Source organism: Cyanobium gracile UHCC 0281 (genome assembly GCF_034931305.1).
GTDB classification, from domain to species: domain Bacteria; phylum Cyanobacteriota; class Cyanobacteriia; order PCC-6307; family Cyanobiaceae; genus Cyanobium; species Cyanobium gracile_A.
In genome coordinates, this window is record NZ_JAYGHY010000016.1 from 20,979 (window position 1) to 45,974 (window position 24,996).

Here is a 24,996-nt window from a genome sequence, read left to right on the forward strand (position 1 = left end):
CTCTTTCGCAGTGCTTGAGAAGAATTGATTTGTTGCACTGCTCCAGCCGATGCTGATGTCACCATTCTCATCACGATGAAGATCCGGTCCACCTGCGACCAGGCCTGGCTCAGGTCCGAAGCGCTGGATGGCATTCCGGCATTGCCCAGGAAGGGAGGACAGGGGGACTGGCCTGGGCGCAGAGAGAGCTGGAACAACCATGCTCCAGGGTCCCAGAGCGATTCCCATCAGTGGAATCACCCACAGCCGAGGGTGGTGGATGGGCATTCCTCTTCTCCAGGACAGGACAGATGTCTTCGTGACAGGAGTATGATCGGCTGAACCAGAGTTGGTTCTGGAGAAGGTCTTTCTTGATGCGATTCTAACTGGCCTGATGCCTTTCGGTTGAACGCTCTCAGCCGCTGTGGAAGGCGTGGCGTGTCCTGTTGGTGCGATCCTTCGCCGGTGAGTCCTGCCTTGCCGGCTTCGGATGCGATGGCAGGGCTGATCGCTCAGAGGAGCACCGCCGCGAGCGGTCGTCGGGCCGAAAACGGCAGCGGTGTAGCCCTCCCGAAGCGCAGGACGATGTCCGGCCGTCGACCCGGCAGACCCACCAGCGCCGCCAGATCGGCGCGAAACTCCGGCACCTCGACCGGCTGGTTGAGAAAGGAGCAGGTCAGGCCCAGCGCCGTCGCCTGCAGGGCAAATCGCTGGCAGGCCCGTCCCACCTGCACCCAGTGGGCCGGGTCCGCTTCGGCTCCGGCGAGCACGGCGATCCCGCCGGACGAGGCGATCTGCCGGGCATAGCGGGCCGTTTCGGCCTTCACGCTGAAGGCCCGATCGAACAGCCAGGGTCCCAGCCACTCCGGCAGGGGGGGCTGGCCGCTGGCGGCGCTGAACAGCCCGTCACCCAGGCGCAGGGCTGTGTTGGGGCTGAACCGCAGCCAGCGTTTCAACTCCGCCACGAAGGCCGGATCGCCCATCTGGACCGTGTTGGCCGCCAGGATCAGATCACGCAGCTGGTTCAGCTGCGTCCGTTCGCTCACCAGCACCAGATCAACCCCCGGGATGGCTGCCGCCGCCCTCAGCTGGCGCAGATCGCTCGCTTCGACACGCGATCCGTCGTAGTCGGCCCGTGTTGACTGCCGCTGCGGGATGGCCTCGAAAAGGGACTGATCGTTGCCATTACCAGTCCCGAAGCGGAACCTCACTCCGCCGTCGCCGGCTGGATGGACGTCGATGGCACCGGCACGGCCCGCAGTGCCCGCCGCGATGGCCAGGTTCTCGGCGGCACAGCCCATCGAGACGTACAGATGGTGATCGTCGGGGTCGACCACAGGGGTGCGTCGCTGCACGTCCGGAAGGATCGTGATCCCGTCTTCATCCGGGCGAAACAGCCAGGCCTGGGTGTTGTGTCCGTTCGCGGCCAGGGTCGCGTATCGGATCAGGTCGCGGATCTCCGGGGCGGCGCTCGGCCTTCGGCGCATCACGGCGACGGCGTCGTCGTACGCCTCCATCGAGCCCATCCCGCCCCTGTTCGCCCAGGTGGCAGCGCCCACGGTCGCCGCGGCAGCGCCGGCCCCCAGAAGCAGATTCCTTCTTGTCACCATCGCCGTGCCCACCGGATGAGGAACGGCGACGCCTCGCGGTGCCGCAGGCCTGGAGCTTCAACGTACTGACCGTTTCCCGGCTCGACGCCGCCTCAGCGTCAGCGTCGACGGCGCCGCCAGATCAGGAAGCCCCCGGTCGCCCGCAGTTCACCCTCTCCACCGGCCCTCACCAGGCGATCGAGCCGCAGTTGGTGGTCGGCGCTGGTGAGCCGTCCATAGGCCAGGCCCACGACGGCGAACACCCCCAGCGCCGTCGCTGACGCGATCATGAACAGGATCACGATCTGGTAGCGAACCGCCGCCGCCGGCGCCGCTCCCTGGAGGATCTGCCCGGTCATCATTCCCGGCAGGCTCACCAGGCCCATCACCATCATCGAGTTGATCGTGGGGATCATGGCCACGCGGATGGCGTCGCGCACCACCGTCTGACAGGCCTCCCAGCGGGTCGCCCCCAGGGCCAGGTCCGTTTCGATCTGATCGCGGCCGCTGCGCAACCCCTCCATGAAGCGATCGAGGCCCAGGGAGAGCCCGTTGAGCGTGTTGCCCAGGACCATCCCCAGCAGCGGGATCAGATATTGAGGGTTGTACCAGGGCTGGGGCCGGATCAGCTCGGTGACCGCCAGGCCCGTGACCAGCGCCGAGGAGGCCATCACCGACAGCAGGCTGTTGAGATAGATGCCGGCAAAGCGGTGCCGGGTGCGCTGCACGGCGGACACCCCGGCGATCATCGCCATGGCCGCCCCCACCAGCACGATCAGGGGCGCATCGTCCTGGCGGAACAGCCACTCGAGCACGAAGCCGACCAGCAGCAGCTGCACCACCATGCGGACGGAGGCCAGCAGCAGGCTGCGGCCGAGGCCGAGGCGCAGCGCCGCCGAAAGGGCCACGTTGACCAGGATCAGCAGGGCGGACAGGGCCAGGCGGCCATCACTGATCGTCAGGGCGCCGGCCGTCGAGGGGGTCATCGCTGCAGCTCCAGAATCCGTGTGGCGAAGCGTTCGATCTGGTCGCTGTCATGGCTGATCAGCACGGCGGCACGCGGGCCGGCGCCGAGCCAGGCGATCAGCAGGGCCTCGACGGCGGCGGTGGTGGCCCCATCGAGGGAGGCGGTGGGTTCATCCAGCAGCAGCACTGTTGGATCGAACTGCAGGACCCGCAGCAAAGCCAGCAGCTGCAGCTCACCGCCGGACAGCCGTTCGGCGTCGTAGCTCAGGAACGAAGGGTCGCGCCCCAGCGCCGCCAGCCAGCTGGTGATTCGCTCGTAGCTCCAGCCCACTGGCCCGCGACGCTCCCGAAACCGCCAGGGCGCGCGAAGGTTCGCCTCCACGGTTCCCCCTGCGGCGACGGGCCGCTGCGCCAGATACGACACCATGGCGCGCCAACGAGGCAGACCCCAGGCTGCCGGAGGGCGCCCCAGCAGGCTGAAGCGTCCTGCCTGCGGGGGATCAAGCAGGGCCAGGGTCCGCAGTAAGAGGGTTTTCCCCGCACCCGAGGGCGCCACCAGCCCCAGGCGATCATCGGCGGCCAGCTCAAGATCCAGCTGGCTCCAGACCAGCCGATGTCCCAGTTGCCTTTGGAGGCCCCTGGCGCTCAGAAGCAGGGAGCGGTCGATGGCGACGGGATGGCTGGGCACGTCTCACTTTGACCGGCGCCGATCCCGTCTGATGGCCAGTGATGGATCACCATCGCCCTGTGCGGTGATCCGATGCCAATCGGACGGGTTCAGGCTAAGTGCTAATGGCGGCGGATTGGCAGCTGCTCCCTTTCGACGCCAACCAAAGTTCCACAGTGCCTTGGGGGACGGAGCGTGAATACTTCCATGTACTCAAGTCGATGGGAAGGATTCCCGGCCTTGTATTGCCTGATCCTTCAACGAGGGCTCTGACAGGTGTGGCTGATGGTTTGAGTGTGTCGATCTGAGCAATCAGCTTCTTGGCTAGATCGATGTCGCCCTTGTGGAAGAAGCGAACAGAGTTGTACTGACCGCAACTCCTTGCTGAGGGTTCAACGATCCGGACTCCCGAGACGATGTACCAGCGCTTGGCAGAGAGCTGGAGCAGGAGTGGTTCCAGCTGATCGGCTAAAGCCGGATCATCCAGATGAACGGTGACGATGGCCAGGCTTGATTCGGTGTAGGGACTTTCGGCATGGGCCGCTTCGAGCCTGAACGCATTAAGTTGGTTGACCACCCTGGCCTGGGCCAGTGAGATGGCCACCCTCTTGGGATCAGTGATGGCGTCCTGGGCAAGCTGAGAAACGCTGACAGCCTGCTCACCATTACTGTCTTTTCCCTCGACCTGTTTGCCTAGCGCTTCAATCGCCAGGGATCCGGCTTCGCCGCAATCGGCTTCGATGGCAGCGGCGGTAGTCAGGTTATTGCCGCTAAGCTTCAGATTCAGATTGAAGATCTGCTGTTTGTAGTGGCTGTTGCAACTTTCGCCAGAACTCTGAACCAGCCGATTCAGCACCCTGGCGGCCTGGTCAACGCCATGGTTGAACTGGGTCTGGGTGGCAGAGGCTTGGCGGGAATTGTTGTTCTGGGCATTGATTGACTCTTCTCCGGATGAGCCTTCAATCAGAAGGATGGAGATTCGCGCGAGCAGTAACTTATCCCTCGGTGCCTTTTCTTTGCCTGGCTCGGTGTTGAGCATGTGCTCAATCGCCAGCAGGGAGATGTCTCTGCCAAGTTCCTTGGATGTGAGTTTATCGGTGAGATCGCCAACCAGCCCCGCGGTGCGAGATTGTTGGGAGAGCTTGTTGACCTCGTTGGATGTGATGGTGGCGACAACTAGTCCGATGGTGCCGGCTATGGCGGCGATGCCTGAGACGATATTGTTGAATGATCGGCCACGTTCAGAGTCAGCCACTCTTGTTCCGCTGAGAACATCATCTGGTTTGTAGTCTCAGCGACACTTCCATGCACTCTTGATGGGTCTCACATTTCTTATTGGTGTTGATGATGGCCTTCTTTGGCAGCTTTCGATGTCACGATGGCCTCCGGCACCACTGGATTGGGGATGGCGCAACAGGTTGAACGTCGCCAGCCGATCCGTTCGGTTCGGATGAGCCAGCGGGGTGGGGTGCTGCATGCGGAGGAGCTGCAGGGCTGGCACCGCCACTGGCGGGAGCCCTATCGCTTCATGCTGGCCATTCCCTGGCCGGGCTTTCTGCTCAGCATTGCCGCCAGCTATCTGCTGCTCAATCTCGCCTTCACGCTGCTCTACGCGCTGGATCTCGATGGCATTGGTGGGGCCCCTGCCGGGCAGCGCCTCTCCGTGCTGGATGCCTTTTTCTTCAGTGTCCAGACCCTCGGCTCGATCGGCTACGGGGTGCTCCATCCCAGCAGCCTCTGGGTGAATCTGGTGGTGACGGTGGAGGCCCTGTTCGGTCTGCTGTTCATTGCCGTCACCACCGGTCTGGCCTTTTCCCGCTTCTCCCGCAGCCGGGCCCGCCTGCGCTTCAGCCGTGTGGCCACGATCGAACCCTGGCAGGGGCACCCCACCCTCACCTTCCGGGTGGCCAATGTGCGGCAGAACAGCCTGGTGGACGGGCGGATCCGGGCCTCCCTGGCCATGAATGAGGAGAGCAACGGCCGCAGGATGCGTCGCATCGTGCCCCTGCCGCTGGTGCGTGATCAATCGATCAGCTTCCAGCTGATGTGGACCGTGATGCACCGGGTCGACCCCCACAGCCCCCTCTTCGGCCTGGACAGGGAAGAGCTGGAGCGGCGTCAGGCCGAAATCCTGGTGGCCTTCCAGGGGCTCGACGAGATCCTGCTGGCTCCGGTGCACTTTCGCTGCAGCTATGGGGCGGCGGACCTGCGGCTGGGGGAACAGTTCCGCGACATGGTGCGGATGGACGGCCCGAACAGCGTCTGCCTCGATTTCAGCTGCTTCGATGAGACGGACTTGCAGGATCCGGTGCTGCGCCCAGAGACTCCCGTTCATGGGGAAGGAGAAAGTCGATCTCCGGACCCACCGGCACCACGCCCGTGGGGTTGATCATGGTGTGGCTCTGGTAGTAGTGGCGCTTGATGTGTGCCATGTTCACCGTTTCGGCCACCCCCGGCACCTGGTAGAGATCGCGGATGTAGGCGAACAGGTGGGGGTAATCCACCAGCCGTTTCAGGTTGCACTTGAAGTGCCCCACGTAGACCGGATCAAAGCGCACCAGCGTGGTGAACAGACGCCAGTCCGCCTCGGTGATCGAGGAGCCCAGCAGATAGCGCCGGGTGGCCAACTGCGTGTCCAACCCATCCAGAGTGGTGAACAGGGGACCCAGCGCCTCTTCGTAGGCCTCCTGGGTGGTGGCGAAACCACAGCGGTACACCCCGTTGTTCACTGTGCGGTAGATCCGCTCATTGAGCCGGTCGATCTCCTCACGCTGCGCTACTGGATAGATGTCACCCTCCCGGGCGCCCAGGTGATCAAAGGCGCTGTTGAACATCCGGATGATCTCGGACGATTCATTGCTCACGATGGTGCGCTGGTGCTTGTCCCAGAGCACCGGCACGGTGACCCGGCCGGAGTATTGGGGATCGGCCCGGGTATAGAGCTGGTGCAGGGCTTCGGCTCCCTCGTTGGGATCAGGCACCACCCCCTCCGCTGCTGAGAAGGTCCAGCCCTGTGCGCCCATGAACCAATGCACGACGGAGACCGGGATCAGAGCGTCCAGTCCCTTGAGGGCGCGGACGATCAGGGTGCGGTGAGCCCAGGGGCAGGCCAGCGATACATAAAGGTGGTAGCGGCCGGCTTCGGCCGCAAAACCGGCCTCCCCGCTCGGACCGGCCGAACCGTCCGGGGTGATCCAGTGGCGGAAGGCTGCGCGAGATCGCTCGAAGCGACCGGCGCTGCTGCTGGTGTCGTACCACTGGTCCTTCCAGACCCCTTCCACCAGCAGGCCCATCACGGTTGTCATGACGCCGGCGGACCCTAACGGGCCTGCGGCGCCACCCGCTCGGCAGGCAGCAGCTGGCCGCTGCAGGAGTGGATTCGGTCCCATGGTGGAGGGATCAGAAGCTCCGATCCCTTGACGCGACACGGCCCCCTCCGCTGGATCGCCCTGGTCCTCTGCGGCTGCCTGCTCTCGGGCCTGCTCTCTGGCCTGCCGCAACTGACCCATCCCGCTCTGGCCCAGGAGCAACCGGTGGAACTGCGGGGGGTCTGGTTCACCGCCAACGACATGCCGGTGCTGCGCGATCGCGGCCGGATGCAGGCCGCGGTGAACCAGTTGGCGGATCTGGGCTTCAACCGGCTGTATCCGGTGGTCTGGAACGGAGGGTTTGCCTATTACCCCAGCCGTGTGAGCGAGGTGCGCCAGCTGCAGGACTTCACCTTCCGGGGCCTGCAGGGCCAGGACATCCTGGCCGAGGTGATCAACGCCGGCCGCCGTCGCGGGCTGAAGGTGATCCCCTGGTTTGAATTCGGTTTCATGGCGCCACCGGATTCGCCCATGGCGCGGCGGCACCGCAGCTGGCTGACCCAGAAACGCGATGGTGGGCTCACCTCGATCAGCGCCGCCGGCACGGTGGTGTGGCTCAATCCCTTCCGGCCAGAGGTGCAGCAGCTGATCACCGACCTGGTGCTGGAGGTGGTGAACGACTGGGGCGCCGATGGCATCCAGTTCGACGACCACATGAGCCTGCCGCGGGAGTTCGGCTACGACCCCTTCACCACGGCGCTCTACCGCAAGGACACCGGCAAGGATCCACCGGCCAACCCCGAGGACCCTGCCTGGGTGAAATGGCGGGCCGACCGGATCACCGCCTTCATGGACCAGCTGGCCAGGGCGGTGCGGGCGGCCCGCCCCGGTGCCGCGATCTCGATCTCGCCCAACTACTACGACTTCGCCTACAAGCTGCAGCTGCAGGACTGGCGCGAGTGGGTGCGGCGCGGCATCGCCGATGAACTGCTGGTCCAGATCTACCGTCCCGATCTGGAGAGCTATCTCCCACACCTCAGCCGGCCCGAGGTGCAGGAAGCCCGCCAGCGCATCCCCACGGCCATCGCCATGATGAGTGGCCAGCGCAACCGACCCACACCGCTGGCGCTGATCCGCCAGAAAGTGGCCGCTACCCGGGCCCAGGGTCTTGGGGTGGCGTTCTTCTATTTCGAGAGCCTGTGGAGTCTCGGTCCCGAGTCCCCGCAGGAGCGCATCGCCGGGTTTGCCGAATGGCTGGGCGGTCCAGCGGTCACCAGCCCCCCACGGCCCTGGCTGCCGCCACCACCGCCACTGCCACCGTCTCTGTAGCCGGCCTGGTGGGGTGAGCAGAGCGTCGGGGACCCGACCATCGCTCCAGCCCTGCAACAGGTGGGCTGAGAGCGCCCTATGCGATCGATCGCGGCGGCTCCGCCAGGTCCACCCCATCAAACAGGTGGCGGCCGGGGGGCAGGCCCAGGCCAGCGAGCATCCGATCGAGGTTGGCGGCGATGCCAAGGGTGGGATGGCCATAGGCGGCGGCGAAGGCGGCCAGGTCGTCGAGATCGAGCTGGCCGTCGCCGTCGCTATCGGGGCCGCCGCTGCCTGCCCTGCCGGCCGTGGCTGACGCCAGCCTTTACAAGCTGTTACAATTCACGAAACAAACTGAAACACTCATGACCGACACCCCCTCCCGCTTCGGCTTCGTCGCCTTCGCTGAAACCTGGAATGGTCGCCTTGCCATGCTCGGCTTCGTGATCGGCCTCGGCACCGAGCTGCTCACCGGCCAGGGCATCCTCTCCCAGATCGGTCTGGGTTGATCGCCATGGGAACCGACTACACCCCTGCCATCACCGTTGTCGTCGCCCTTGTGGTGCTGCTCACCGGCATGGTGACCTTCGTCCTCAGCCGCCCCAGCGACCTGGAACCCAGAATCCGCTGACCGTCTGAAGGCTCAAGCTTTCTCCCCCTCTTTTTTCTGAACCCATGACCAACACCCCCGCCAACGCCCCTTTTCTGCAGGGCGACGACGAGCGTTCCATCCACATGGAGCAACTCAAGCGCGTTGAGCTCTTCAACGGCCGCGCTGCCATGCTTGGCCTGGTGATCGGTGTCCTTACCGAAGCCATCACCGGTTCCGGCATCGCCCATCAGATTGGCCTAGGTGCCCTGACCGACGGCTACGCCGCCTGCCGCACCCAGTTCCTGCCGTTCTGCTTCTGATCGCCCCCTCCTGATGCTGATCGCCCAGTGCTGATGCTGATCCCGCCCCCCCTCTGTCCCTTCACGGCGGCCCGGATCGCCGGTCTGCAGGCCACGGTGCTGCTGCTCCTCACCTTGCTGGTCAAGGCCAAGGTGCAGATCAAGACGGCATCGGCCCTGGGCCTGTTCCTGCTGGCCCTGCAGACCCTGGTCTTCCTGGCCGCCGCCGGAGCCCTGGGCTTGGTGGCCATCGGCGGCGCGGCCCTGGTCCTGAATCGTCCGCGGCCGGCCGAAGCCTGAAGCCGCCACGGCCATGACCGACCCGCTGCAGCCACCGCTGGATGAGGCCTCACTCAGGGCCCTGTTCACCAAGCCCTACGGCGCCCCCGGACCCACAGCGCAGCAGTGGCGGGCCGTCTACGACGAGGACGTTCATTTTCAAGACCCCACCCAGGAACGGCGTGGCCTCAGCGCCTACATCGTGGCCCAGGAGGGTCTCATGCAGCGTTGCGATGACGTGTTCCTTGAGCCTGCCGCTGTCGCCATCTCCGGGGACACGGCTTTCGTCGAATGGACCATGGGCTTGACGATCAAAGGTATCGATTTCGTGTATCCCGGCACCACCCGCCTCCGCTTCGGCGTCGACGGCAAGATTGTCGAGCACCGCGACTACTTCGATTTCGTCGGCCCCACCTTCGCCCCGGTGCCTCTGGTCGGAGGTTTTGTGCGCTGGCTCTACGGCCGGTTCGTGGCCTGATGTTGGCCGCCACCGCCGCCCTGGCGATCGCTCAACGGGACCGGTGGCGACGCGCCGTGGGCCTGTTGCGGTCCAGATGGCTGAGAACGTAGTAACTGGCAAAACCGATCACCACCATGGCGAGCATGAAGGCGGGATAGGAGACACGCCAGTTGTCTGGGCCGGTGATCATCGTCCACTCGGACATGCCGCCGATGCCTGCCAGCAGGGTCAGCGGCATGAAGATCGTCGTGATCAGTGTCAAGCGCCGGACCGTGGCGTTGGTGTCATTGGCAGCTTTGGCCATCTGATTGTTGAGCATCGACAGATACATCTCCATCAGGCTGGTGACGATGTCCCGATATGACTCTGTGACCTCATAGAAGCGCACCAGATGGTCATAGATGTCGCGATAGTGGTAGAGCGCCTTTTCTGAAATCACTGGAAAATCCCCTCGGCAGATCTTGCTGAGGATCTCGCGCTCATGAAACAAGCTTTTGCGCAAGCGCAACAGGTAGCGCCGGAATCTGATCAGCTCGGCCGGCTTGAAACTGGCCGGATCCGCAATCAGGGCTCCCTCCACACCATCCAGCTCGTCTTCGAGGGCCTCGATGGCCACAAACTTCTGATCGACGACGTGGTCGAGGATCAGATGCATGAGGTGGGAGGGGCCCTTCCGGGCTTCCTCGATGCCCCTTTGCACCATTTTCTCCACTCCATCGAGGTAGGAACGATGCCTGGAGTCCAGATGACTGATGCTGACCAGAAACCGCTGACCGAGGAACAGGTTGATCTCACCCACGTCGAGGACACTATGGCTGTACTGAAAGGTGTTGAAGAGGATGAAGATAGTGTCGGGGAAATCGTCGATCTTGGGAATCTGATGATCATCGAAGCAATCCTCGATCGACAGGGCGTGCAGGCCCAGCAGACCCACGAGCTTGCCCAGTTCGTCCCTGCTGGCCTCGCGGTAATGCAACCAGGCAAAACCGTCCACGTCGCTTGCCGTTACGGCCTCCATCGCCGACGCCAGGCGCTTCGCTGGGCCATTCCGGCCGATGAGATAGAAGCTGGCGTCAGACACACGCGCGTGGGCTGATGGCTGCGCTCAGCGTAGGGAAGACGCCTGGAGCATTTGAGCGGGTCACGGCAACGTCTTCGGTTTTGGCAGGCTGGCGGCTCCGCTCCCTGACCGGATGCCTCATCACGTCGATCGCCCCACCAAGACCTGCCCGGTCTGCGGACGCCCGTTCCAGTGGCGGGCAAAGTGGAAGGAGGTGTGGGAAGAGGTGCGCTACTGCTCCGAGCGCTGCCGCCGCAGCCGCAACCGCAACCGCTTGTGGCGCACCAGCCCTACCTCCGGGGCCGGTGATCCGGCGCAGTTGGAGTGAATCTGGTTGACACGATCCCGCAGCGTCAGCGCTTCGGTGGTGCGCCGGTACAGGCCTTAGATGGCGTAGCGATAGCGTTCGTTTCCGTCGTTCGGGGCGAACGGGCTGCCCTCCACCAGCCCCCGCAGGCGGGCGTAGGAGATCAGCTTGGATTTGAAAGGCGCGGTGAAGATCCGTACCGGGTGCCCTTTGATCTCGACGACCACTTCAAGGGCGCCGCGCCCCAGCGGGGCGGTGAGGCATTCGTCGGTGGCGAGGCTGGCGAACTTGGCCTGGAAGCGCTCGCGCACCTGCTCGCTGGCGTCAGCCTCGGGAAGGAAGAGGTTTTCGATGTTCCACCCGTCGGCGTAGCCAGCCCAGGTGACATCCGCAGGTGCCCGGGGCATGGCCGGGTCACGGGCAGGGATGGTCAGGGAATGGACCCCAGCCAGCGCTCGCTGCGCTGCAGTCCTTCGTCGCAGTCGCCCCGCATCAGCAGACCGGCCCCGCCCCAGACCAGCCGCGGGGCCAGATCCAGCGGGCCGCCGCCCAGCTCCCGCAGCGGCGTGAAGCCGAGCCGCCGGAAGTAGCGCCGCAGGCGACGGTGCTGGCGTTCCCCATCCCGAATCGCCAGCAAGCGGGCCGAGCGGCAGGGGGTGGTCTCCAGGGCCCAGGAGAAGGTGGCCGCCCAGATCAGCGGCCCCACGGCTTGGCTGCGCTCCCCCTGCACCCGCATCGTGTCGAGCCGCAGGCCATCGGCCACGGGCAGGCACCAGCCCTTGAGCTCCCCCAACAGCAGCGGCGGCTGTTCCGCCCGGGATCGCGCCACTCCCACCCGCAGCCCCCGCACCCCCGCCAGCCCCGTCACCTGGAGCCGCAGCAGGAGGCCGTGGTCCCTGGCCCGCTCCTCCAGCGCAGCCAGGCTCAACATCGCTGGCCGGCTGCGGGCTCCTGCGCCGGGAAAGCTTCGGCGGCGAGCACCGCCTGCAGGGGCAACGGGCCGTGGATGTGGGGGAAGCACTCGCCCGTGTCCGGAGCCGGCTCCCACCGCAGCGGCGCCGTCAGGCGATCGGGGTCGATGGTCAGCAGCAGCACCTCCCCCGCATCGGCGTAGAAGCGCCCGTAGGTGGCCTCCACCTGATCGGCCCCGCTGGCATGGATGAAGCCCACATCCTGAAGCGATTGCCCGCGGGTCGAGCGTTCGTACACCCCTGCGGCCCGGGCCTGGCGCCATTCGTCAGCCATCGCCAGGTGGTAGATCCACCTGGCTGAGCGCCAGGGCCGCCGCGGCGCCCAGGGCCCGGCCATCACCGCCGCCAGTTCGGGCCCCTGCAGGAACCGTTGCAGCCAGTCCTGCAGCGGCGCCAGATCTCCCAGCTGGTCTAACCCCTCGGGATCGGCGAGCCGGAACTGGCGCACGAAGGGCAGCAGCGCCATGTCGGCCAGGGATGGATGCCCTCCCACCAGCCAGCCGCCAGGCTCCAGGGTCTCGCTCCAGCCCCGCAGGATCTCGAGCGCCGCGCCGCGATGCAGCTCCCTGTCGTCGCCGGGATAGCGATGGGCGTACTTGAAACGATCCAGATGGTGCTTGAAGGCCCCATCGTTCTGCTCGATCAGGGCGGTGATCCGGGCCTGCTCGCCGCTGCGCCGCAGGCCGTGCGGATCATGCACCGCCAGGGCCCAGTCCATCACCGCCAGGCTGTCCGGCAGCGCCCGGGCGGCCCCTTGGGGATCGGCGCCCGCTTCCGGCGGCAGCACCAGCACCGGCACAGTGCCAGCGGCGGAGGCCTCAAGCAGTTCGGGGGGCTTGCGGCCCAGGTGCACCTCCCGCAGCTCCAGATCCACACCCGGCCTCAGCCCCGCCGCCGCCAGGGCCAGCCGCGCCCGAATCGCGTAGGGGCAGCGGCGAAAGCTGTACAGGATCGGCAGGGCGGCCGTCATCCGCTCAAGCGCCGGCGGGGGGCATGACCCGGCCGATGTGCGGCTCTCCGCAGGCCTCGGCCCGCCGCATCTGCCGCTGGCGCTCGGCAAAACGCTTCCGGTCGGCTGGGGTGAACCGATCGATGCAGTGGCGGCAACTCACCCCCGCCACGTAGCTGTCCAGCTCCAGGTCGGCCGGGGCCAGGGGCAGACCGCAGGCGTGGCAGACGTGGTAACAGCCCGGCTGCAGCTGGTGGTTGAGGGCCACCCGCTGATCAAAGACGTAGCACTCCCCCTGCCAACGGCTCTCGGCTTCCGGCACCTGCTCCAGGTAGTTGAGGATGCCGCCCTGCAGCTGCAGCACGTCCTCGAACCCCTGGGCCAGCAGGTAGGCCGTGGCTTTCTCGCAGCGGATGCCGCCGGTGCAGAACAGGGCCAGCCGCTGCGGGCGCTTCTCGGCCAGCAGCGGCCGCAGCCGCTGCTCCACCCAGGCGGGAAAATCGCTGAAGGTCTCGGTGCCGGGGTCGATGGCGCCCGCAAAGCTGCCCAGGGCCACTTCGTAGTGGTTACGGGTGTCGATGGTCAGGGTGTCGGGATCCCCCAGCAGGGCGTTCCAGTGCTCGGGCGGCACCGGCACCCCCGTGCCCCGGGACGGCTGGGCCGACGGCTCGGCCATCGTCACGATCTCCGCCTTGAGGCGCACCTTGAAACGGTGGAACACCCGCCCCTCGGCCTCGCTGCGCTTCACCGCAAGGTTCGCCAGGCGGGGGTCGGTCTGCAGCAGCTCCAGCAGGGCGGCCACGCTGGAGGCCGATCCGGCCACCGTGCCGTTGATGCCCTCGGTGGCCAGCAGGATGGTGCCCAGCAGACCGGTTTCGCTCCCCAGCGCCAGCAGCCTGGTTTGCCAGTCGGGCAATTCCTCGCTGGCCAGGGTCACGAACCTGTAGAACGCGGCGACCTGCACCCTCAGCGCCCGGCGGCGGCGAGCGGCTGGCCTTCCAGGTGCACCCGCACCCCGGCGGCCCTCAGCAGCTCACGGTCGCTGCTCACCGCGGGGTTGGAGGTGGTGAGCAGGGTGTCGCCGTAGAAGATCGAATCGGCGCCGGCCAGCAGGCAGAGGATCTGGGCTTCCCGCCCCAGCTGCTCGCGCCCCGCGCTGAGCCGCACTCGGCTGTGGGGCATGAGGATGCGAGCGGTGGCCACCATCCGCACCAGCTCGAGGGGGTCGATCGCTGGCTGCTCCTCCAGCGGGGTGCCCTCCACCGCCACCAGGGCGTTGATCGGCACGCTTTCCGGGTGGGGATCCAGGCCGGCCAGCACCTGCAGCAGCCCGGCCCGGTCTTCGGGGCCCTCGCCGAGTCCGATGATGCCGCCGCAGCAGAGGTCGATGCCGGCACTCCTCACCCGCGCCAGGGTGTCGAGCCGCTCCTGATAGGTGCGGGTGGAGATGATCCGGCCGTAGTGCTCGGGGCTGGTGTCGAGATTGTGGTTGTAGGCGGTGAGCCCCGCTTCCGCCAGCCGGGCCGCCTGGCCGCCTGTGAGCATGCCGGCCGTGACACAGGCCTCCAGGCCCAGTTCCCGCACGCCGCGAACCATGGCAAGCATCGCCTCGAACGGCGCCCCATCGCGGATCTCCCGCCAGGCCCAGCCCATGCAGAAGCGATGGGCGCCGGCGTCCCGGGCCTGCCGGGCACGTTCCAGCACCGGTGCCACCGCCAGCGGCTGGCGTCCCTCCAGATCGCTGGGGTGATGCATCGACTGAGGGCAGTAGGCGCAGTCCTCCTCGCAGCCTCCCGTCTTTACGCTCAGCAGCGAGGCCAACTGGACGTGGTAGCCGGGGTTGGCGCTGCGATGGACGCCCTGGGCCTGCCAGAGCAGATCCATCAGAGGCAGGTCGAGCAGGGCCTGGATCTCCTGGCGGGACCAGTCGTGGCGCAGGGTCATGGGGCGTTCTCGACACCGGTATGGACGCCGCCGAAGCGGCGCTCGCGCCCCTGATAATCGAGCAGCGCCGCCAACAGGGCCCCGGTGTCGAAGTCGGGCCAGAGCACCTCGGTGATGTGCAGTTCGGCGTAGGCCAGCTGCCAGAGCAGGAAGTTGCTGATGCGCTGCTCGCCGCTGGTGCGGATCAGCAGGTCGGGGTCGGCGTCGCCGGCGGTGAACAGTTCGGCGGCGAAGACAGCCTCGTCGATGCTGGCCGGGTCGAGCTCGCCACGGGCGGCCTGCTCGGCGAGGCGGCGGGCGGCCCGCACCAGCTCACTGCGACCGCCGTAGTTGGTGCAGACGTTGAAGTGGATGCCGCTGTTGGCGGCGGTGCGCTCGGTGGCATCTGTGATCAGCTCCTTGAGGCCCTCCGGCAGGGGCTCCAGGTCGCCGAGGAAGCGGATCCGCACCTGCTGGCGTTCCAGCGCGTCGAGCTCCCGGGCGAGCACCCGTTCGAACAGGGCCATCAGGAAGGCCACCTCCTCTCCGGGTCGGGTCCAGTTCTCAGTGGAAAAGGCGTAGGCCGTGAGGGCGCCGATGCCCCAGTCGCTGCAGTGGCGCAGGGTGCGCTTGAGCGTCTCCACCCCCGCCCGGTGACCCATGGCCCTGGGCAGCCCCCGCTGGCGGGCCCAACGGCCGTTGCCGTCCATGATCACGGCCACGTGAGAGGGCAGTCGAGCCGGATCCAGCTGGGCGGGCAGCTGGTCGGGATCGGACGATGGAGTGGTCGCCAGGGCGCGACTCATCCGCGATGTTCCGGCAGGTCCGCAGCCACGCTACGCCCCGTGGGTGCGGAGGCCAGGGCCTCGGTGAGCAGGTCGTGGAGCCGGCTACTGGTGATGGGCCGCTCCAGCCGGCCCTGGGAGGCCAGCGACAGGGTGCCCGTTTCCTCTGAGACGACGATGCAGAAACAGCCGTCGTGGCGTTCGGTCAGCCCCATGGCGGCCAGGTGACGGGTGCCATAGCGGTTCAGGCCCTGGCGCGAGAGGGGCAGGATCACACCGGCCGCCACGATGCGGTTCTTCTGGACCAGCACGGCCCCGTCGTGCAGGGGCGTGTCCACGGCGAAGAGATTGAGCATCAGCTCAACGGAGAGATGGGCGTCGATGCGGATGCCGGGGTTGAGGAAGTCTTCGGGGCGCAGATCGCTGCCCAGGTCGAGCACGATCAGGGCACCGCAGCGGGCCTGGGACAGGCGGCCGGCGGCCTCGGTGAGCAGGCTCACCGACCCCGACGCCAACTGATCACGACTGCGATCGGCGAACAGCACGCCCAGGCGACCGGTACCCAGCAGTTCCATCAGCCGCCGCAATTCCCCCTGCCACAGGATCGCCAGGGCGAGGCTGCAGGCCAGCACCAGGGCGTCCACCAGGCTGCTGGTCAGTGGCAGGTTGGCGTAGCGCTGCACGAACCAGGCCAGCGCCACCAGAAACAGATACCCCCGCAGCAGCCAGAGGGTGCGGGCCTCCGTGACCCGGCCGAGCAGAAGCAGCCCAAGCAGGGAGGCGAACAGGAGATCCAGCAGCAGGCGGAAATCGATGAGCCGCAGCCAGATCACAACAAGACAGATGGGCAGGCCGGTTCCAGGGAAGGCCGCCTGACGGGGTCAGGTTACCGGCAGGAGACGGTGGGGCAAAACGTCGTAGCGCAGTAGGTCTTCCGGCCGCTCCCGCCGTTGCACGACATCGGCCACGCCGTCATGGACGAACACCGCCGCCGGCCTCGGGATGCGGTTGTAGTTGGACGCCATCGCGGCGTTGTAGGCCCCGGTGGCGAACACGGCGAGGACGTCGCCGGGGGAGGCGGCCGGCAGGCGGATGTCGCGCAGCAGCACATCACCGGACTCGCAATGCTTGCCGGCCACGGTCACCACCTCAGTGGCTTCGGCCAGGGGCCGGTCGGCCAGCACGGCGGTGTAGAGGGATTGATAAGTGATCGGCCGGGGGTTGTCGCTCATGCCGCCATCCACCGACAGGTAGGTGCGCAGGCCGGGGATCTCCTTGCGGCTGCCCACCGAATAGAGGGTCAGGCCGGCCGTGGCCACCAGGGAGCGGCCGGGTTCGCAGAGCAACCGCGGCAGCACCAGCTGGCGCTGGTTGCAGGCCTCCGCGACGGCCCCCGCCACCACCCGCACCCACTCCTGGATGCTCGGGGGATCATCCGAGCCCACATAACGGATGCCGAGCCCGCCGCCGACGTTGAGGTCGCCGCAGGGGTGACCAAGGGAACGGGCCAGGAGCAGGGCCTCCGCCATTACCGCCGCCAGGTCGCGGTGAGGTTCCAGTTCGAAGATCTGGGAGCCGATGTGGGCATGCAGGCCATCCACCCGGGCCCAGGCGCACCCGGCCAGGTGTTGCAGCACGGACTCCAGCTGGTCGGGGTCAAAGCCGAACTTGCTGTCGAGGTGGCCGGTGCGGATGTACTCGTGGGTGTGGCACTCGATGCCGGGCGTGAATCGCACCAGCACCCGCACCGGCCTGGCCCGCCCGGCTGCCAGGTCGGAGAGCAGCTCAATGTCGTTCCAGTTGTCGAGCACCACCGTGACGCCCCGGTCGATGGCGAGCTGGAGCTCCTCGGCCGACTTGTTGTTGCCATGGAAGACGATCCGCTCGGCCGGCATGCCGCCCTGCAGCGCCGTGAGCAGTTCGCCGGCCGAGACGGCATCGAGACCCAGCCCTTCGGAGGCCACTAGCGCCGTGATCGCCAGGGAGCTGTTGGCCTTGGAGGCATAGAGGGCCAGCGCGTCGCCCGGGTAGTGGGCGGCCAGCGCCTGCCGGTAGGCCCGGCAGGTGGCCCGCAGGGTCTCCTCGTCGAGCACATACAGCGGTGTGCCGTAGGTCTGGGCCAGGTCGCCCAGGGCCACCCCCCCCACCTCCAGCCGGCCGAGGGCATCGAGCCGGGCCGTGATCGGGGCCAGGTTGCGGTTGGGGCTGAGGCGATCGAGGCCCTGCTCAAACGGCGCCGCTGCCTCCCCGGCGGCAGGGGCGACCGAATCGGTCGCCGGAGATGCGCTGGTCACCATGACGGCCTGCCCGGGGAAGAGATCAAGATGTCTGATCGTAAGGATCCCTGCGCGCTGTGGCTGTGCCGTCCCCGTCACCGCTGCCATCCCCGACCCTGATCCAACTGGCCCCGAAGCACGTCGGTGCCTGCCTGGAGCTGGATCGGGCCGCCCTCGGCGGAATCTGGAGCCTGGCCCAGTGGCAGCGGGAGCTGGAGGAGGAGGCAAGGCCAGGCCTGGGATTGCGCCAGGGGCAGGAGCTGCTGGCCATGGCCTGCGGCTGGCTGGTGGTCGATGAGCTCCACATCACCCTGGTGGCGGTGGCCCCTGGCCACCGACGCCGGGGACTGGGGCGCCGAATCCTGGAGGAACTCATGCAGGTCGGGCTGCGCAGCGGCGCCAGCCGGGCCACCCTGGAGGTAGCGGCCGGGAACGGGCCCGGGACGGGGTTGTACGAGGCCCTGGGGTTCCGCACCGCCGGCATCCGTCATGGTTACTACCGCAGTGGCGAGGATGCCCTGATCCAATGGGTCAACCTGAAGAGGTGAAAGGGTGCGGATAACCGTAGATATCTATACCTACATCCCATACTTCTGGGCTTGTTGTTTGTTTTCAGCTTCCCCTGAGAGCCTGCGGCGCAACGCCTTCGCCTGAGAGTGTCCCCGCCCTCCCACGCAGCCCTTCAATCCTGATAGGTTGGTTGCACTTGCATCAGGTCCCGCCCCATGTTCGAGCGGTTTACCGAGAAGGCCATCAAGGTGATCATGCTGGCCCAGGAAGAGGCCCGCCGCCTCGGCCACAACTTCGTCGGCACCGAGCAGATCCTGCTGGGCCTGATCGGCGAAGGCACCGGTGTCGCCGCCAAGGTTCTCAAGTCGATGGGGGTCAACCTCAAGGATGCCCGTGTCGAGGTCGAGAAGATCATCGGCCGCGGCTCGGGCTTCGTCGCCGTCGAGATTCCCTTCACCCCACGGGCCAAGCGGGTGCTGGAGCTCTCCCTTGAAGAAGCCCGGCAGCTCGGTCACAACTACATCGGCACCGAGCACCTCCTGCTCGGGCTCATCCGCGAGGGTGAGGGCGTCGCCGCCCGTGTGCTCGAAAACCTCGGTGTCGACCTGGCCAAGGTCCGCACCCAGGTGATCCGCATGCTCGGCGAGACGGCTGAAGTGGCGTCCGGCAGCTCGGGCAAGGGATCCACCAAGACCCCCACCCTCGATGAGTTCGGCAGCAACCTCACCCAGCTGGCCGCCGAGTCCAAGCTCGACCCCGTCGTGGGTCGCCACAACGAGATCGATCGGGTGATCCAGATCCTGGGTCGCCGCACCAAGAACAACCCCGTGCTGATCGGCGAGCCCGGCGTCGGCAAGACGGCCATCGCCGAAGGCCTGGCCCAGCGCATCACCCAGGGCGAGATCCCCGACATCCTTGAGGACAAGCGGGTCCTCACCCTCGACATCGGCCTGTTGGTGGCCGGCACCAAGTATCGCGGTGAGTTCGAGGAGCGCCTCAAGAAGATCATGGAGGAGATCCGCTCCGCCGGGAACGTGATCCTGGTGATCGACGAGGTCCACACCCTGATCGGTGCCGGCGCTGCCGAGGGCGCCATCGACGCCGCCAACATCCTCAAGCCTGCCCTGGCACGGGGCGAGTTGCAGTGCATCGGCGCCACCACCCTCGACGAATACCGCAAGCACATCGAGCGCGATGCCGCCCTCGAGCGTCGCTTCCAGCCCGTGATGGTGGGCGAGCCCTCCGTCGTCGACACGATCGAGATCCTCAAGGGTCTGCGGGAGCGCTACGAGCAGCACCACCGCCTCAAGATCAGCGATGAGGCGCTCGTGGCGGCCGCCACCCTGGGCGACCGCTACATCAGCGATCGCTTCCTGCCCGACAAGGCCATCGACCTGATCGACGAGGCCGGCAGCCGGGTGCGGCTGCTCAACTCCAAGCTGCCCCCGGCGGCCAAGGAGGTCGACAAGCAGCTGCGTGGTGTACAGAAGGAGAAGGAGGACGCCGTCCGCCAGCAGGACTTCACCAAGGCCGGTGAACTGCGCGACAAGGAAGTGGAACTGCGCGATCAGATCCGCTCGATCCTCCAGGCCCGCCGTGACGACGAACCCGCCGCCGTGGCCCCTGCCGCTGCCGAAGCGCAAGGGTCGTCCTTCGCCGGCGTTGCTCCAGCCGATGACGGTGGCACCGATGAAAGCCGTGCTCCCCTGGTCACCGAGGAGGACATCGCCCAGATCGTCGCCTCCTGGACCGGGGTGCCCGTGCAGAAGCTCACCGAGAGCGAGTCGGTGAAGCTGCTCAACATGGAGGAGACCCTCCACCAGCGCCTGATCGGCCAGGACGAGGCCGTCAAGGCCGTGTCCCGGGCCATCCGCCGGGCTCGCGTCGGCCTGAAGAACCCCAACCGACCCATCGCCAGCTTCATCTTCTCCGGCCCCACTGGCGTCGGTAAGACGGAACTCACCAAGGCCCTGGCGGCCTACTTCTTCGGCAGCGAAGACGCCATGATCCGCCTGGACATGAGCGAATTCATGGAGCGCCACACCGTCAGCAAGCTGATCGGTTCGCCTCCTGGCTACGTGGGCTTCAACGAAGGCGGCCAGCTGACGGAAGCCGTACGGCGCCGTCCCTACACCGTGGTGCTGTTCGACGAGATCGAGAAGGCCCACCCCGATGTGTTCAACCTTCTTCTGCAGCTGCTGGAAGATGGTCGGCTCACCGACTCCAAGGGACGGACGGTCGACTTCAAGAACACCCTGATCATCATGACCTCGAACATCGGTTCGAAGGTGATCGAAAAAGGTGGCGGTGGCCTGGGCTTCGAATTCGGCGGCGGCGATGTGGAGGAAACCCAGTACAACCGCATCCGTTCACTCGTCAACGAGGAGCTCAAGCAGTACTTCCGCCCCGAGTTCCTCAACCGTCTCGACGAGATCATCGTCTTCCGTCAGCTCACCCGCGACGAGGTCAAGTTGATCGCCGAGATCATGCTGCGGGAGGTCTTCGCCCGCATGCAGGACAAGGGGATCGGCATGTCCGTCACCGAGGCCTTCAAGGAGCGTCTCGTGGAAGAGGGCTACAACCCCAGCTACGGTGCCCGGCCCCTGCGTCGTGCCGTGATGCGTCTGCTCGAGGACTCGCTGGCCGAGGAATTCCTCTCCGGCCGGATCGGTGAGGGCGACGCCTGTCTGGTGGATGTCGATGACGACAAGCAGGTGGTGATCCGCAAGCAGTCGATCACCCCTCCGTTGCCGGAGCTGGCGGGCGCCAGCGCCTGAGTCGTCGCGACGTCGTTCGGCCGACTTCTACATTTCAGTGATCAGAAGTCGGCCATGACGGATTCTCTGCAGACCCACGCCATCGCCCCGGCCCTGGTGCTGCGCGGCGACGGAGCCTGGTCGCAGGCTCTGCCTCGCGTTGTGGCCCTGGGTCAACGTCCCTTCCTGTTGGGGCGCAGCGCCTCCACCTACTCCCTGCGACAACAGCTGCTGGTTGATCTGGAGCGGGCCGGTGCCCGCCCAGTGGCCAGCCAGGGGTTCCGCGACTGCTGCGACGAAGACCTGCTGCCCCTGGCCCAGGACGCCATCGCGGCCGGCTGTGATGCTCTGATCGCCGCCGGTGGCGGAAAGGTGCTGGATGCGGGCAAGCTGCTGGCCCACCGGCTTGGCCTGCCCTGCATCACGGTGCCCACCAGCGCCGCCACCTGTGCTGGCTGGACGGCCCTGGCCAACATGTACACACCCGAGGGCGCCTTCCTGGGCGATGTGGCCATCGAGCGCTGCCCCGATCTTCTCGTCTTCGACCACGACCTGGTGCGGCAGGCGCCGGCACGCACCCTGGCCAGCGGCATCGCCGATGCGGTGGCCAAGTGGTATGAGGCCTCGGTGAGCAGCGGCTCCAGCGATGATGGCCTGGTGCAGCAGGCCGTGCAGATGGCCCGCCTGCTGCGCGATCTGCTGCTGCTGGAGGGGGAAGCCGCCCTGGCGGACCCGAGCGGCGAAGCCTGGGTGAGGGTGGCCGAGGGTTGCGCCCTCACCGCGGGGTTGATCGGCGGCATCGGCGGCGCCCGTTGCCGCACCGTGGCCGCCCACGCCGTCCACAACGGCCTCACCCAGCTCGCCGCCACCCACGGCCAGCTCCATGGCGAGAAAGTGGGGTTCGGTGTGTTGGTGCAGCTCTGGCTGGAGGAGCAGCTGGCCGGCAACCGGCTGGCGGCCCAGGCCCGCCGCCAGTTGCTCCCCGTCTTCCGCCGGCTGGGGCTGCCCACCGATCTCGAGGCCCTGGGGCTGGGCGGGGCCACCCTGGAGGATCTGCGTCAGGTCTGCCGCTTCGCCTGCCGCGACGGCTCCGACCTGCACCACCTGCCCTTCGCGGTGGCCCCCGAAGACCTGCTGGCCGCCATGGTGGGCGCCACCGTCGACCGGCAGCAGACGTGAGGTCCAGCCTCACCCGCCCGCCCAGCGGCCGCGATCTGGTCACGGCCGCCGCCGACTCCCTGCTTGACCCGTTGGGCCGCGCCCTGGCCGGCCAGGTCCAGTGGTGGGAGCTGCCCGGGCACCCGGAGCACTGGCCGGTGGCGGTGCTGGGGGAGGGCCCGCCCCTGCTGCTGCTGCACGGCTTCGACAGTTCCTTCCTGGAGTTCCGCCGCCTGGCCCCCCTGCTGGCGGCCAGCCACCGGCTGCTGATCCCGGACCTGCACGGCTTCGGCTTCTGCCCCAGGCCCGCGGACCGCGACTACACCCCCGAGGCTGTCCTGCGGCATCTGGACGCGTGGCTGGAGGCGTTCGATCGCCAGGTTCCTGCCGGCGAACAGACACTGGGCCTGATCGGGGCCTCGATGGGCGGAGCGGTGGCGGTGGCCCTGGCCCGGCGCCACCCCACGCGCTTCGGGCGGTTGCTGTTGCTGGCCCCGGCGGGCCTCACCGGCCGCCCCATGCCGCTGCCGCCCTTGCTGGACGGACTCGGTGTGCGGTTCCTGGCTCTGCCGAAGGTGCGCGGTGGCCTTTGCCGCAGCGCCTTTGCCGATCCCGATCGGGACGTGGGGCCGGCCGAGCTGGAGATTGCTTCGCTGCATCTCAGGGCGCCGGGCTGGGCCGAGGCCCTGCGCCGCTTCGCCCGCAGTGGCGGCTTCGCCGGCTGCGGCGCGCCCCTGCCTCCCCAGCCCCTGGCGGTGCTCTGGGGCGCCGACGACCGGATCCTGCGCGCCCCGCAGAAGCGGGCCGCCCAGGCCCTGCTGGGGTCCCGCATCACCGAATTGGCGGCCTGCGGCCACCTGCCCCACATCGACCAGCCCGAGCGGGTGGCCGCCGCCTGGCTGGGCTCACCCTGCGCCCCGATCCCCACCCCCCCATGACGTCCCCCTCTCCTCTGTCCTTGCCACGCCTCGTTGCCGGCTTGCTGCTGGTCTTGCTGCTTGGGCTGGCGGGCCCGGCCGAGGCCTCGCTGCTGCACCTGGAGGGACCGGTGCCGGCGGAGCTCGGCGTGCACGACGGCTCCCTCTCTGCCTGTGCGGTGCCGGCCCACTGCGTTCGGGCCGACTGGCCGCTCACCGACCCGGAGGCGGCCCTGAGCGCGTTGGTGCCCCTGCTGGAAACCACCGAGGGCGTCAGGATCGTCGAGCGTGATGGCCGCTATCTGCACGCCACAGCCACCAGCCGGTTGTTCGGCTTCGTCGACGACCTCGAACTGCAGGCCCTGCCGGCCGCCGGTGTGTTGCAGGCCCGCTCCAGCTCACGGCTGGGGGACTCGGATCTGGGCGTCAATGCCCGCCGGCTGGCGGCCCTCCAGCAGCAACTGCCTGACAGCTGAAGCGTTCGATGGCGCCGCGGCGGTGCAGAAAACGGGGCTGCTGCGGATCCTCCAGGCTCCACCACCAGAGCCCGTCGGTGTAGCTGGGGGGGCCGGCATTGTTGGTGCGCGGCAGTTGCAGACGCAGGTCGCGCCACTCCAGCAGCACCGTGGCGCCGGGGACCGTGCCGGCGCTGGTGTTGGGGAGGCCCGGGGCATCCACGGCCCCGTTGTCGCTGGTCGCCAGCAGCAGGTCACCGTCGCAGCGGTAGGTGACGGCCGCGGCCGCGGCGGCCGCCGGGCTCCCCAGGGCAAGACAGAGCAGCAGCACCATGGCCAGCAGCTGAGCCGCCAGGGCCTGGGCGCTGCGCAGGGCCCCCTCGATCCGGCCGAAGCCTTGTCCGGCGATGAAGTCGCCGCAGAAGGCCACCCGGCTGGCGGGGCAGAGCATGGCGGTGGGGGAAAGGCCGGGGGCCACGGGAAAGGCGGCTCCCCAGTGCATCAGTTGACGCTGGACCACCCCCTCCAGGGCGTCGCCACCGACGGGCCGCTCCCCGAGCCACGGCACCAGTGCGCTGGCGACGGCTCCTTCCAGGGCGGCGATGTCGACGACGGCGTCGGTGACGCTGTGGGCCACGACGCCGCAGCGGCCGTCGGCCAGGGGCTGGATCGCCAGCCGCCGCAGCCCCCAGCGCTGCTGGGCTGGGCCGTCAAAGCCGAGCAGCCGGAACGGCAGGGCCAGCCACCGGGTCGCCGCGGTGGGCTCGATCGTGAGCATCAGATTGGTGCGGCTCTGCATCCCCATGCTGGCGAGGGCCGCCAGGGCCGTCTCCAGTGCTCCATCGCCGAGGCCCTCTGCCGCCCGCTGCAGCGGCACCTCCGACCAGCCGAACCGCTCCATGGCGCGGGGATGGGCCAGCAGGGTGCCGCTGAGCACCAGCCAGTCGGCCTCGCCCAGCACCGTCCCGGTGGCCTCGATCAGGCGCCAGCCCCCATCGGGGCGAGCCTCCAGGTGGCGCACCAGGGTGCCGTAGTGGCCCGTGGGGCTGGGTGGCGGCCCCTGGGCCTGGGCCAGGGCCAGCAGGCCGCGGCAGAGGTCGTCCATGCCCAGACGGCCCCGGTACAAAGCGCCGCGCAGCAGGGGATCGGCCTCGGCTGGTCCCAGGGTTCCGTCGGCCTGCAGCTCCGCCGCCGGCTCCCGCCAGGGCACGATCCAGTCCCCCGACCGCAGGGGCGCCACCAGTTCCGGTTCGGGGCCCTCCAGCAGGTTGAGCAGGGGTGCTCCGTGGTCGAGGCGCCAAGCGGCGTCCTGGCGGGAGCGGCGGGTGGCGGCCCGACCTCCGGGACCCCGACCCGCCTCCCAGAGGTCGATCGGGCCGTCCCAGCCACCGCGCCGCAGCCCTGCGGCCAGGGCACAACCGGCCACTCCGGCGCCGATCACCGCCAGCGATGGCGCGCTTGGCCGCCGCGACTGGCCAGACT

27 protein-coding genes are annotated in these 24,996 nt (G+C 67.7%); 12 read left to right on the plus strand and 15 right to left on the minus strand.

From position 1 onward, the window contains the following. Nucleotides 1–491: 491 nt before the first annotated feature. The 4 genes from VB739_RS06935 to VB739_RS06950 form a co-directional block, all read right to left on the minus strand. The gene (locus VB739_RS06935; protein WP_323356366.1) at nt 492–1,538 is read right to left on the minus strand and encodes an Acg family FMN-binding oxidoreductase; all 1,047 of its coding nucleotides are present in this window, start codon (nt 1,536–1,538) and stop codon (nt 492–494) included. A gap of 149 nt (nt 1,539–1,687) precedes the next feature. After that, a complete protein-coding gene (locus tag VB739_RS06940; RefSeq protein ID WP_323356367.1) occupies nt 1,688–2,554 on the minus strand; it encodes an ABC transporter permease in 867 nt (288 codons plus the stop codon). Continuing rightward, a complete protein-coding gene (locus VB739_RS06945) occupies nt 2,551–3,222 on the minus strand; it encodes an ABC transporter ATP-binding protein (protein WP_323356368.1) in 672 nt (223 codons plus the stop codon). The genes VB739_RS06940 and VB739_RS06945 overlap by 4 nt, the downstream gene beginning before the upstream one ends. 94 nt (nt 3,223–3,316) lie before the next feature. Next, complete coding sequence (locus VB739_RS06950) at nt 3,317–4,456, minus strand: hypothetical protein (RefSeq protein ID WP_323356369.1); 1,140 nt, start codon at nt 4,454–4,456, stop codon at nt 3,317–3,319. 150 nt (nt 4,457–4,606) lie between these two features. Here VB739_RS06950 and VB739_RS06955 point away from each other — a divergent pair, with 150 nt between their 5' ends. Continuing rightward, entirely contained in the window at nt 4,607–5,590 is a 984-nt protein-coding gene (locus VB739_RS06955; protein WP_323356370.1) for an ion channel, read from the plus strand. Here VB739_RS06955 and VB739_RS06960 read toward each other — a convergent pair. Further along, the gene (locus tag VB739_RS06960; protein WP_323356396.1) at nt 5,475–6,494 is read right to left on the minus strand and encodes a glutathione S-transferase family protein; all 1,020 of its coding nucleotides are present in this window, start codon (nt 6,492–6,494) and stop codon (nt 5,475–5,477) included. The two genes, VB739_RS06955 and VB739_RS06960, sit on opposite strands and share 116 nt — an antisense overlap. A 123-nt stretch (nt 6,495–6,617) precedes the next feature. Between VB739_RS06960 and VB739_RS06965 the strand changes: the two genes are divergently transcribed. The 5 genes from VB739_RS06965 (at nt 6,618) to VB739_RS06985 (ending at nt 9,465) form a co-directional block, all read left to right on the plus strand. After that, nucleotides 6,618–7,838 carry a family 10 glycosylhydrolase gene (locus VB739_RS06965; protein WP_323356371.1) on the plus strand — a complete coding sequence of 407 codons (1,221 nt, stop codon included), beginning with the start codon at nt 6,618–6,620 and terminating at the stop codon, nt 7,836–7,838. A gap of 344 nt (nt 7,839–8,182) precedes the next feature. Then, complete coding sequence (locus VB739_RS06970; RefSeq protein ID WP_323356397.1) at nt 8,183–8,326, plus strand: chlorophyll a/b-binding protein; 144 nt, start codon at nt 8,183–8,185, stop codon at nt 8,324–8,326. A 166-nt stretch (nt 8,327–8,492) separates the two neighbouring features. Beyond that, complete coding sequence (locus VB739_RS06975; protein WP_216910803.1) at nt 8,493–8,729, plus strand: chlorophyll a/b-binding protein; 237 nt, start codon at nt 8,493–8,495, stop codon at nt 8,727–8,729. Between the two features lie 33 nt (nt 8,730–8,762). After that, nucleotides 8,763–9,008, plus strand: coding sequence for a hypothetical protein (locus VB739_RS06980; RefSeq protein ID WP_323356372.1), 246 nt, complete (start codon nt 8,763–8,765; stop codon nt 9,006–9,008). 13 nt (nt 9,009–9,021) lie between these two features. Next, nucleotides 9,022–9,465: a nuclear transport factor 2 family protein gene (locus tag VB739_RS06985; RefSeq protein ID WP_323356373.1), complete on the plus strand. Its 444-nt coding sequence runs from the start codon at nt 9,022–9,024 to the stop codon at nt 9,463–9,465. A 31-nt stretch (nt 9,466–9,496) separates the two neighbouring features. Here the strand turns inward: VB739_RS06985 and VB739_RS06990 are convergent, their stop codons facing one another. After that, nucleotides 9,497–10,528, minus strand: coding sequence for a magnesium transporter CorA family protein (locus VB739_RS06990; protein WP_323356374.1), 1,032 nt, complete (start codon nt 10,526–10,528; stop codon nt 9,497–9,499). 112 nt (nt 10,529–10,640) lie between these two features. On the opposite strand from VB739_RS06990, the gene VB739_RS06995 reads away from it, so the two are divergent. After that, nucleotides 10,641–10,835, plus strand: a complete 195-nt coding sequence (locus VB739_RS06995) for a DUF2256 domain-containing protein (RefSeq protein ID WP_323356375.1) — start codon at nt 10,641–10,643, stop codon at nt 10,833–10,835. A 56-nt stretch (nt 10,836–10,891) separates the two neighbouring features. On the opposite strand, the gene VB739_RS07000 is transcribed toward VB739_RS06995, so the two are convergent. The 8 genes from VB739_RS07000 to lysA are packed head-to-tail and all read right to left on the minus strand — an operon-like array spanning nt 10,892 to nt 17,739. Continuing rightward, entirely contained in the window at nt 10,892–11,221 is a 330-nt protein-coding gene (locus tag VB739_RS07000; protein WP_323356376.1) for a hypothetical protein, read from the minus strand. 23 nt (nt 11,222–11,244) lie between these two features. Next, a complete protein-coding gene (locus VB739_RS07005; protein ID WP_323356377.1) occupies nt 11,245–11,745 on the minus strand; it encodes a hypothetical protein in 501 nt (166 codons plus the stop codon). After that, entirely contained in the window at nt 11,739–12,755 is a 1,017-nt protein-coding gene (locus VB739_RS07010) for a DUF952 domain-containing protein (protein WP_323356378.1), read from the minus strand. The genes VB739_RS07005 and VB739_RS07010 overlap by 7 nt, the downstream gene beginning before the upstream one ends. 4 nt (nt 12,756–12,759) lie before the next feature. Beyond that, the gene (locus tag VB739_RS07015; RefSeq protein ID WP_323356398.1) at nt 12,760–13,704 is read right to left on the minus strand and encodes a rhodanese-related sulfurtransferase; all 945 of its coding nucleotides are present in this window, start codon (nt 13,702–13,704) and stop codon (nt 12,760–12,762) included. Then, a complete protein-coding gene (bioB, locus tag VB739_RS07020; protein WP_323356379.1) occupies nt 13,701–14,678 on the minus strand; it encodes a biotin synthase BioB in 978 nt (325 codons plus the stop codon). Before bioB ends, VB739_RS07015 begins: the two co-directional genes overlap by 4 nt. After that, nucleotides 14,675–15,463 (minus strand): isoprenyl transferase, encoded by a 789-nt coding sequence (locus VB739_RS07025; RefSeq protein ID WP_323356380.1) that lies wholly within the window; start codon nt 15,461–15,463, stop codon nt 14,675–14,677. Before VB739_RS07025 ends, bioB begins: the two co-directional genes overlap by 4 nt. Further along, a complete protein-coding gene (cdaA, locus tag VB739_RS07030; RefSeq protein WP_323356381.1) occupies nt 15,460–16,275 on the minus strand; it encodes a diadenylate cyclase CdaA in 816 nt (271 codons plus the stop codon). Before cdaA ends, VB739_RS07025 begins: the two co-directional genes overlap by 4 nt. Nucleotides 16,276–16,323: 48 nt before the next feature. After that, entirely contained in the window at nt 16,324–17,739 is a 1,416-nt protein-coding gene (gene lysA / locus VB739_RS07035; RefSeq protein WP_323356382.1) for a diaminopimelate decarboxylase, read from the minus strand. Nucleotides 17,740–17,795: 56 nt separating this feature from the next. On the opposite strand from lysA, the gene VB739_RS07040 reads away from it, so the two are divergent. The 5 genes from VB739_RS07040 (at nt 17,796) to VB739_RS07060 (ending at nt 23,535) form a co-directional block, all read left to right on the plus strand. Further along, nucleotides 17,796–18,266: a GNAT family N-acetyltransferase gene (locus VB739_RS07040; protein ID WP_323356383.1), complete on the plus strand. Its 471-nt coding sequence runs from the start codon at nt 17,796–17,798 to the stop codon at nt 18,264–18,266. 177 nt (nt 18,267–18,443) lie between these two features. Next, nucleotides 18,444–21,005, plus strand: a complete 2,562-nt coding sequence (locus VB739_RS07045; protein ID WP_323356384.1) for an ATP-dependent Clp protease ATP-binding subunit — start codon at nt 18,444–18,446, stop codon at nt 21,003–21,005. Nucleotides 21,006–21,059: 54 nt separating this feature from the next. Continuing rightward, complete coding sequence (locus VB739_RS07050) at nt 21,060–22,163, plus strand: iron-containing alcohol dehydrogenase (RefSeq protein WP_323356385.1); 1,104 nt, start codon at nt 21,060–21,062, stop codon at nt 22,161–22,163. Next, a complete protein-coding gene (locus tag VB739_RS07055) occupies nt 22,160–23,080 on the plus strand; it encodes an alpha/beta fold hydrolase (RefSeq protein ID WP_323356386.1) in 921 nt (306 codons plus the stop codon). The genes VB739_RS07050 and VB739_RS07055 overlap by 4 nt, the downstream gene beginning before the upstream one ends. Further along, on the plus strand, nt 23,077–23,535 hold the full coding sequence (locus VB739_RS07060; RefSeq protein ID WP_323356387.1) for a DUF1499 domain-containing protein: 459 nt from the start codon (nt 23,077–23,079) through the stop codon (nt 23,533–23,535). The genes VB739_RS07055 and VB739_RS07060 overlap by 4 nt, the downstream gene beginning before the upstream one ends. Here the strand turns inward: VB739_RS07060 and VB739_RS07065 are convergent. Next, entirely contained in the window at nt 23,486–24,955 is a 1,470-nt protein-coding gene (locus tag VB739_RS07065) for an NAD(P)-binding protein (protein ID WP_323356388.1), read from the minus strand. The two genes, VB739_RS07060 and VB739_RS07065, sit on opposite strands and share 50 nt — an antisense overlap. Nucleotides 24,956–24,996: the final 41 nt, after the last annotated feature.

Coding starts and splice junctions, on each gene's coding strand:
- VB739_RS06940 (WP_323356367.1), bottom strand. CDS start 2,554: ATGACCCCCTCGACGGCCGGCGCCCTGACGATCAGTGATGGCCGCCTG.
- VB739_RS06955 (WP_323356370.1), top strand. CDS start 4,607: ATGGCGCAACAGGTTGAACGTCGCCAGCCGATCCGTTCGGTTCGGATG.
- VB739_RS06960 (WP_323356396.1), bottom strand. CDS start 6,494: ATGGGCCTGCTGGTGGAAGGGGTCTGGAAGGACCAGTGGTACGACACC.
- VB739_RS06970 (WP_323356397.1), top strand. CDS start 8,183: ATGACCGACACCCCCTCCCGCTTCGGCTTCGTCGCCTTCGCTGAAACC.
- VB739_RS06975 (WP_216910803.1), top strand. CDS start 8,493: ATGACCAACACCCCCGCCAACGCCCCTTTTCTGCAGGGCGACGACGAG.
- VB739_RS06980 (WP_323356372.1), top strand. CDS start 8,763: ATGCTGATCCCGCCCCCCCTCTGTCCCTTCACGGCGGCCCGGATCGCC.
- VB739_RS06985 (WP_323356373.1), top strand. CDS start 9,022: ATGACCGACCCGCTGCAGCCACCGCTGGATGAGGCCTCACTCAGGGCC.
- VB739_RS06995 (WP_323356375.1), top strand. CDS start 10,641: ATGCCTCATCACGTCGATCGCCCCACCAAGACCTGCCCGGTCTGCGGA.
- VB739_RS07000 (WP_323356376.1), bottom strand. CDS start 11,221: ATGCCCCGGGCACCTGCGGATGTCACCTGGGCTGGCTACGCCGACGGG.
- VB739_RS07005 (WP_323356377.1), bottom strand. CDS start 11,745: ATGTTGAGCCTGGCTGCGCTGGAGGAGCGGGCCAGGGACCACGGCCTC.
- VB739_RS07010 (WP_323356378.1), bottom strand. CDS start 12,755: ATGACGGCCGCCCTGCCGATCCTGTACAGCTTTCGCCGCTGCCCCTAC.
- bioB (WP_323356379.1), bottom strand. CDS start 14,678: ATGACCCTGCGCCACGACTGGTCCCGCCAGGAGATCCAGGCCCTGCTC.
- VB739_RS07025 (WP_323356380.1), bottom strand. CDS start 15,463: ATGAGTCGCGCCCTGGCGACCACTCCATCGTCCGATCCCGACCAGCTG.
- lysA (WP_323356382.1), bottom strand. CDS start 17,739: ATGGTGACCAGCGCATCTCCGGCGACCGATTCGGTCGCCCCTGCCGCC.
- VB739_RS07045 (WP_323356384.1), top strand. CDS start 18,444: ATGTTCGAGCGGTTTACCGAGAAGGCCATCAAGGTGATCATGCTGGCC.
- VB739_RS07050 (WP_323356385.1), top strand. CDS start 21,060: ATGACGGATTCTCTGCAGACCCACGCCATCGCCCCGGCCCTGGTGCTG.
- VB739_RS07060 (WP_323356387.1), top strand. CDS start 23,077: ATGACGTCCCCCTCTCCTCTGTCCTTGCCACGCCTCGTTGCCGGCTTG.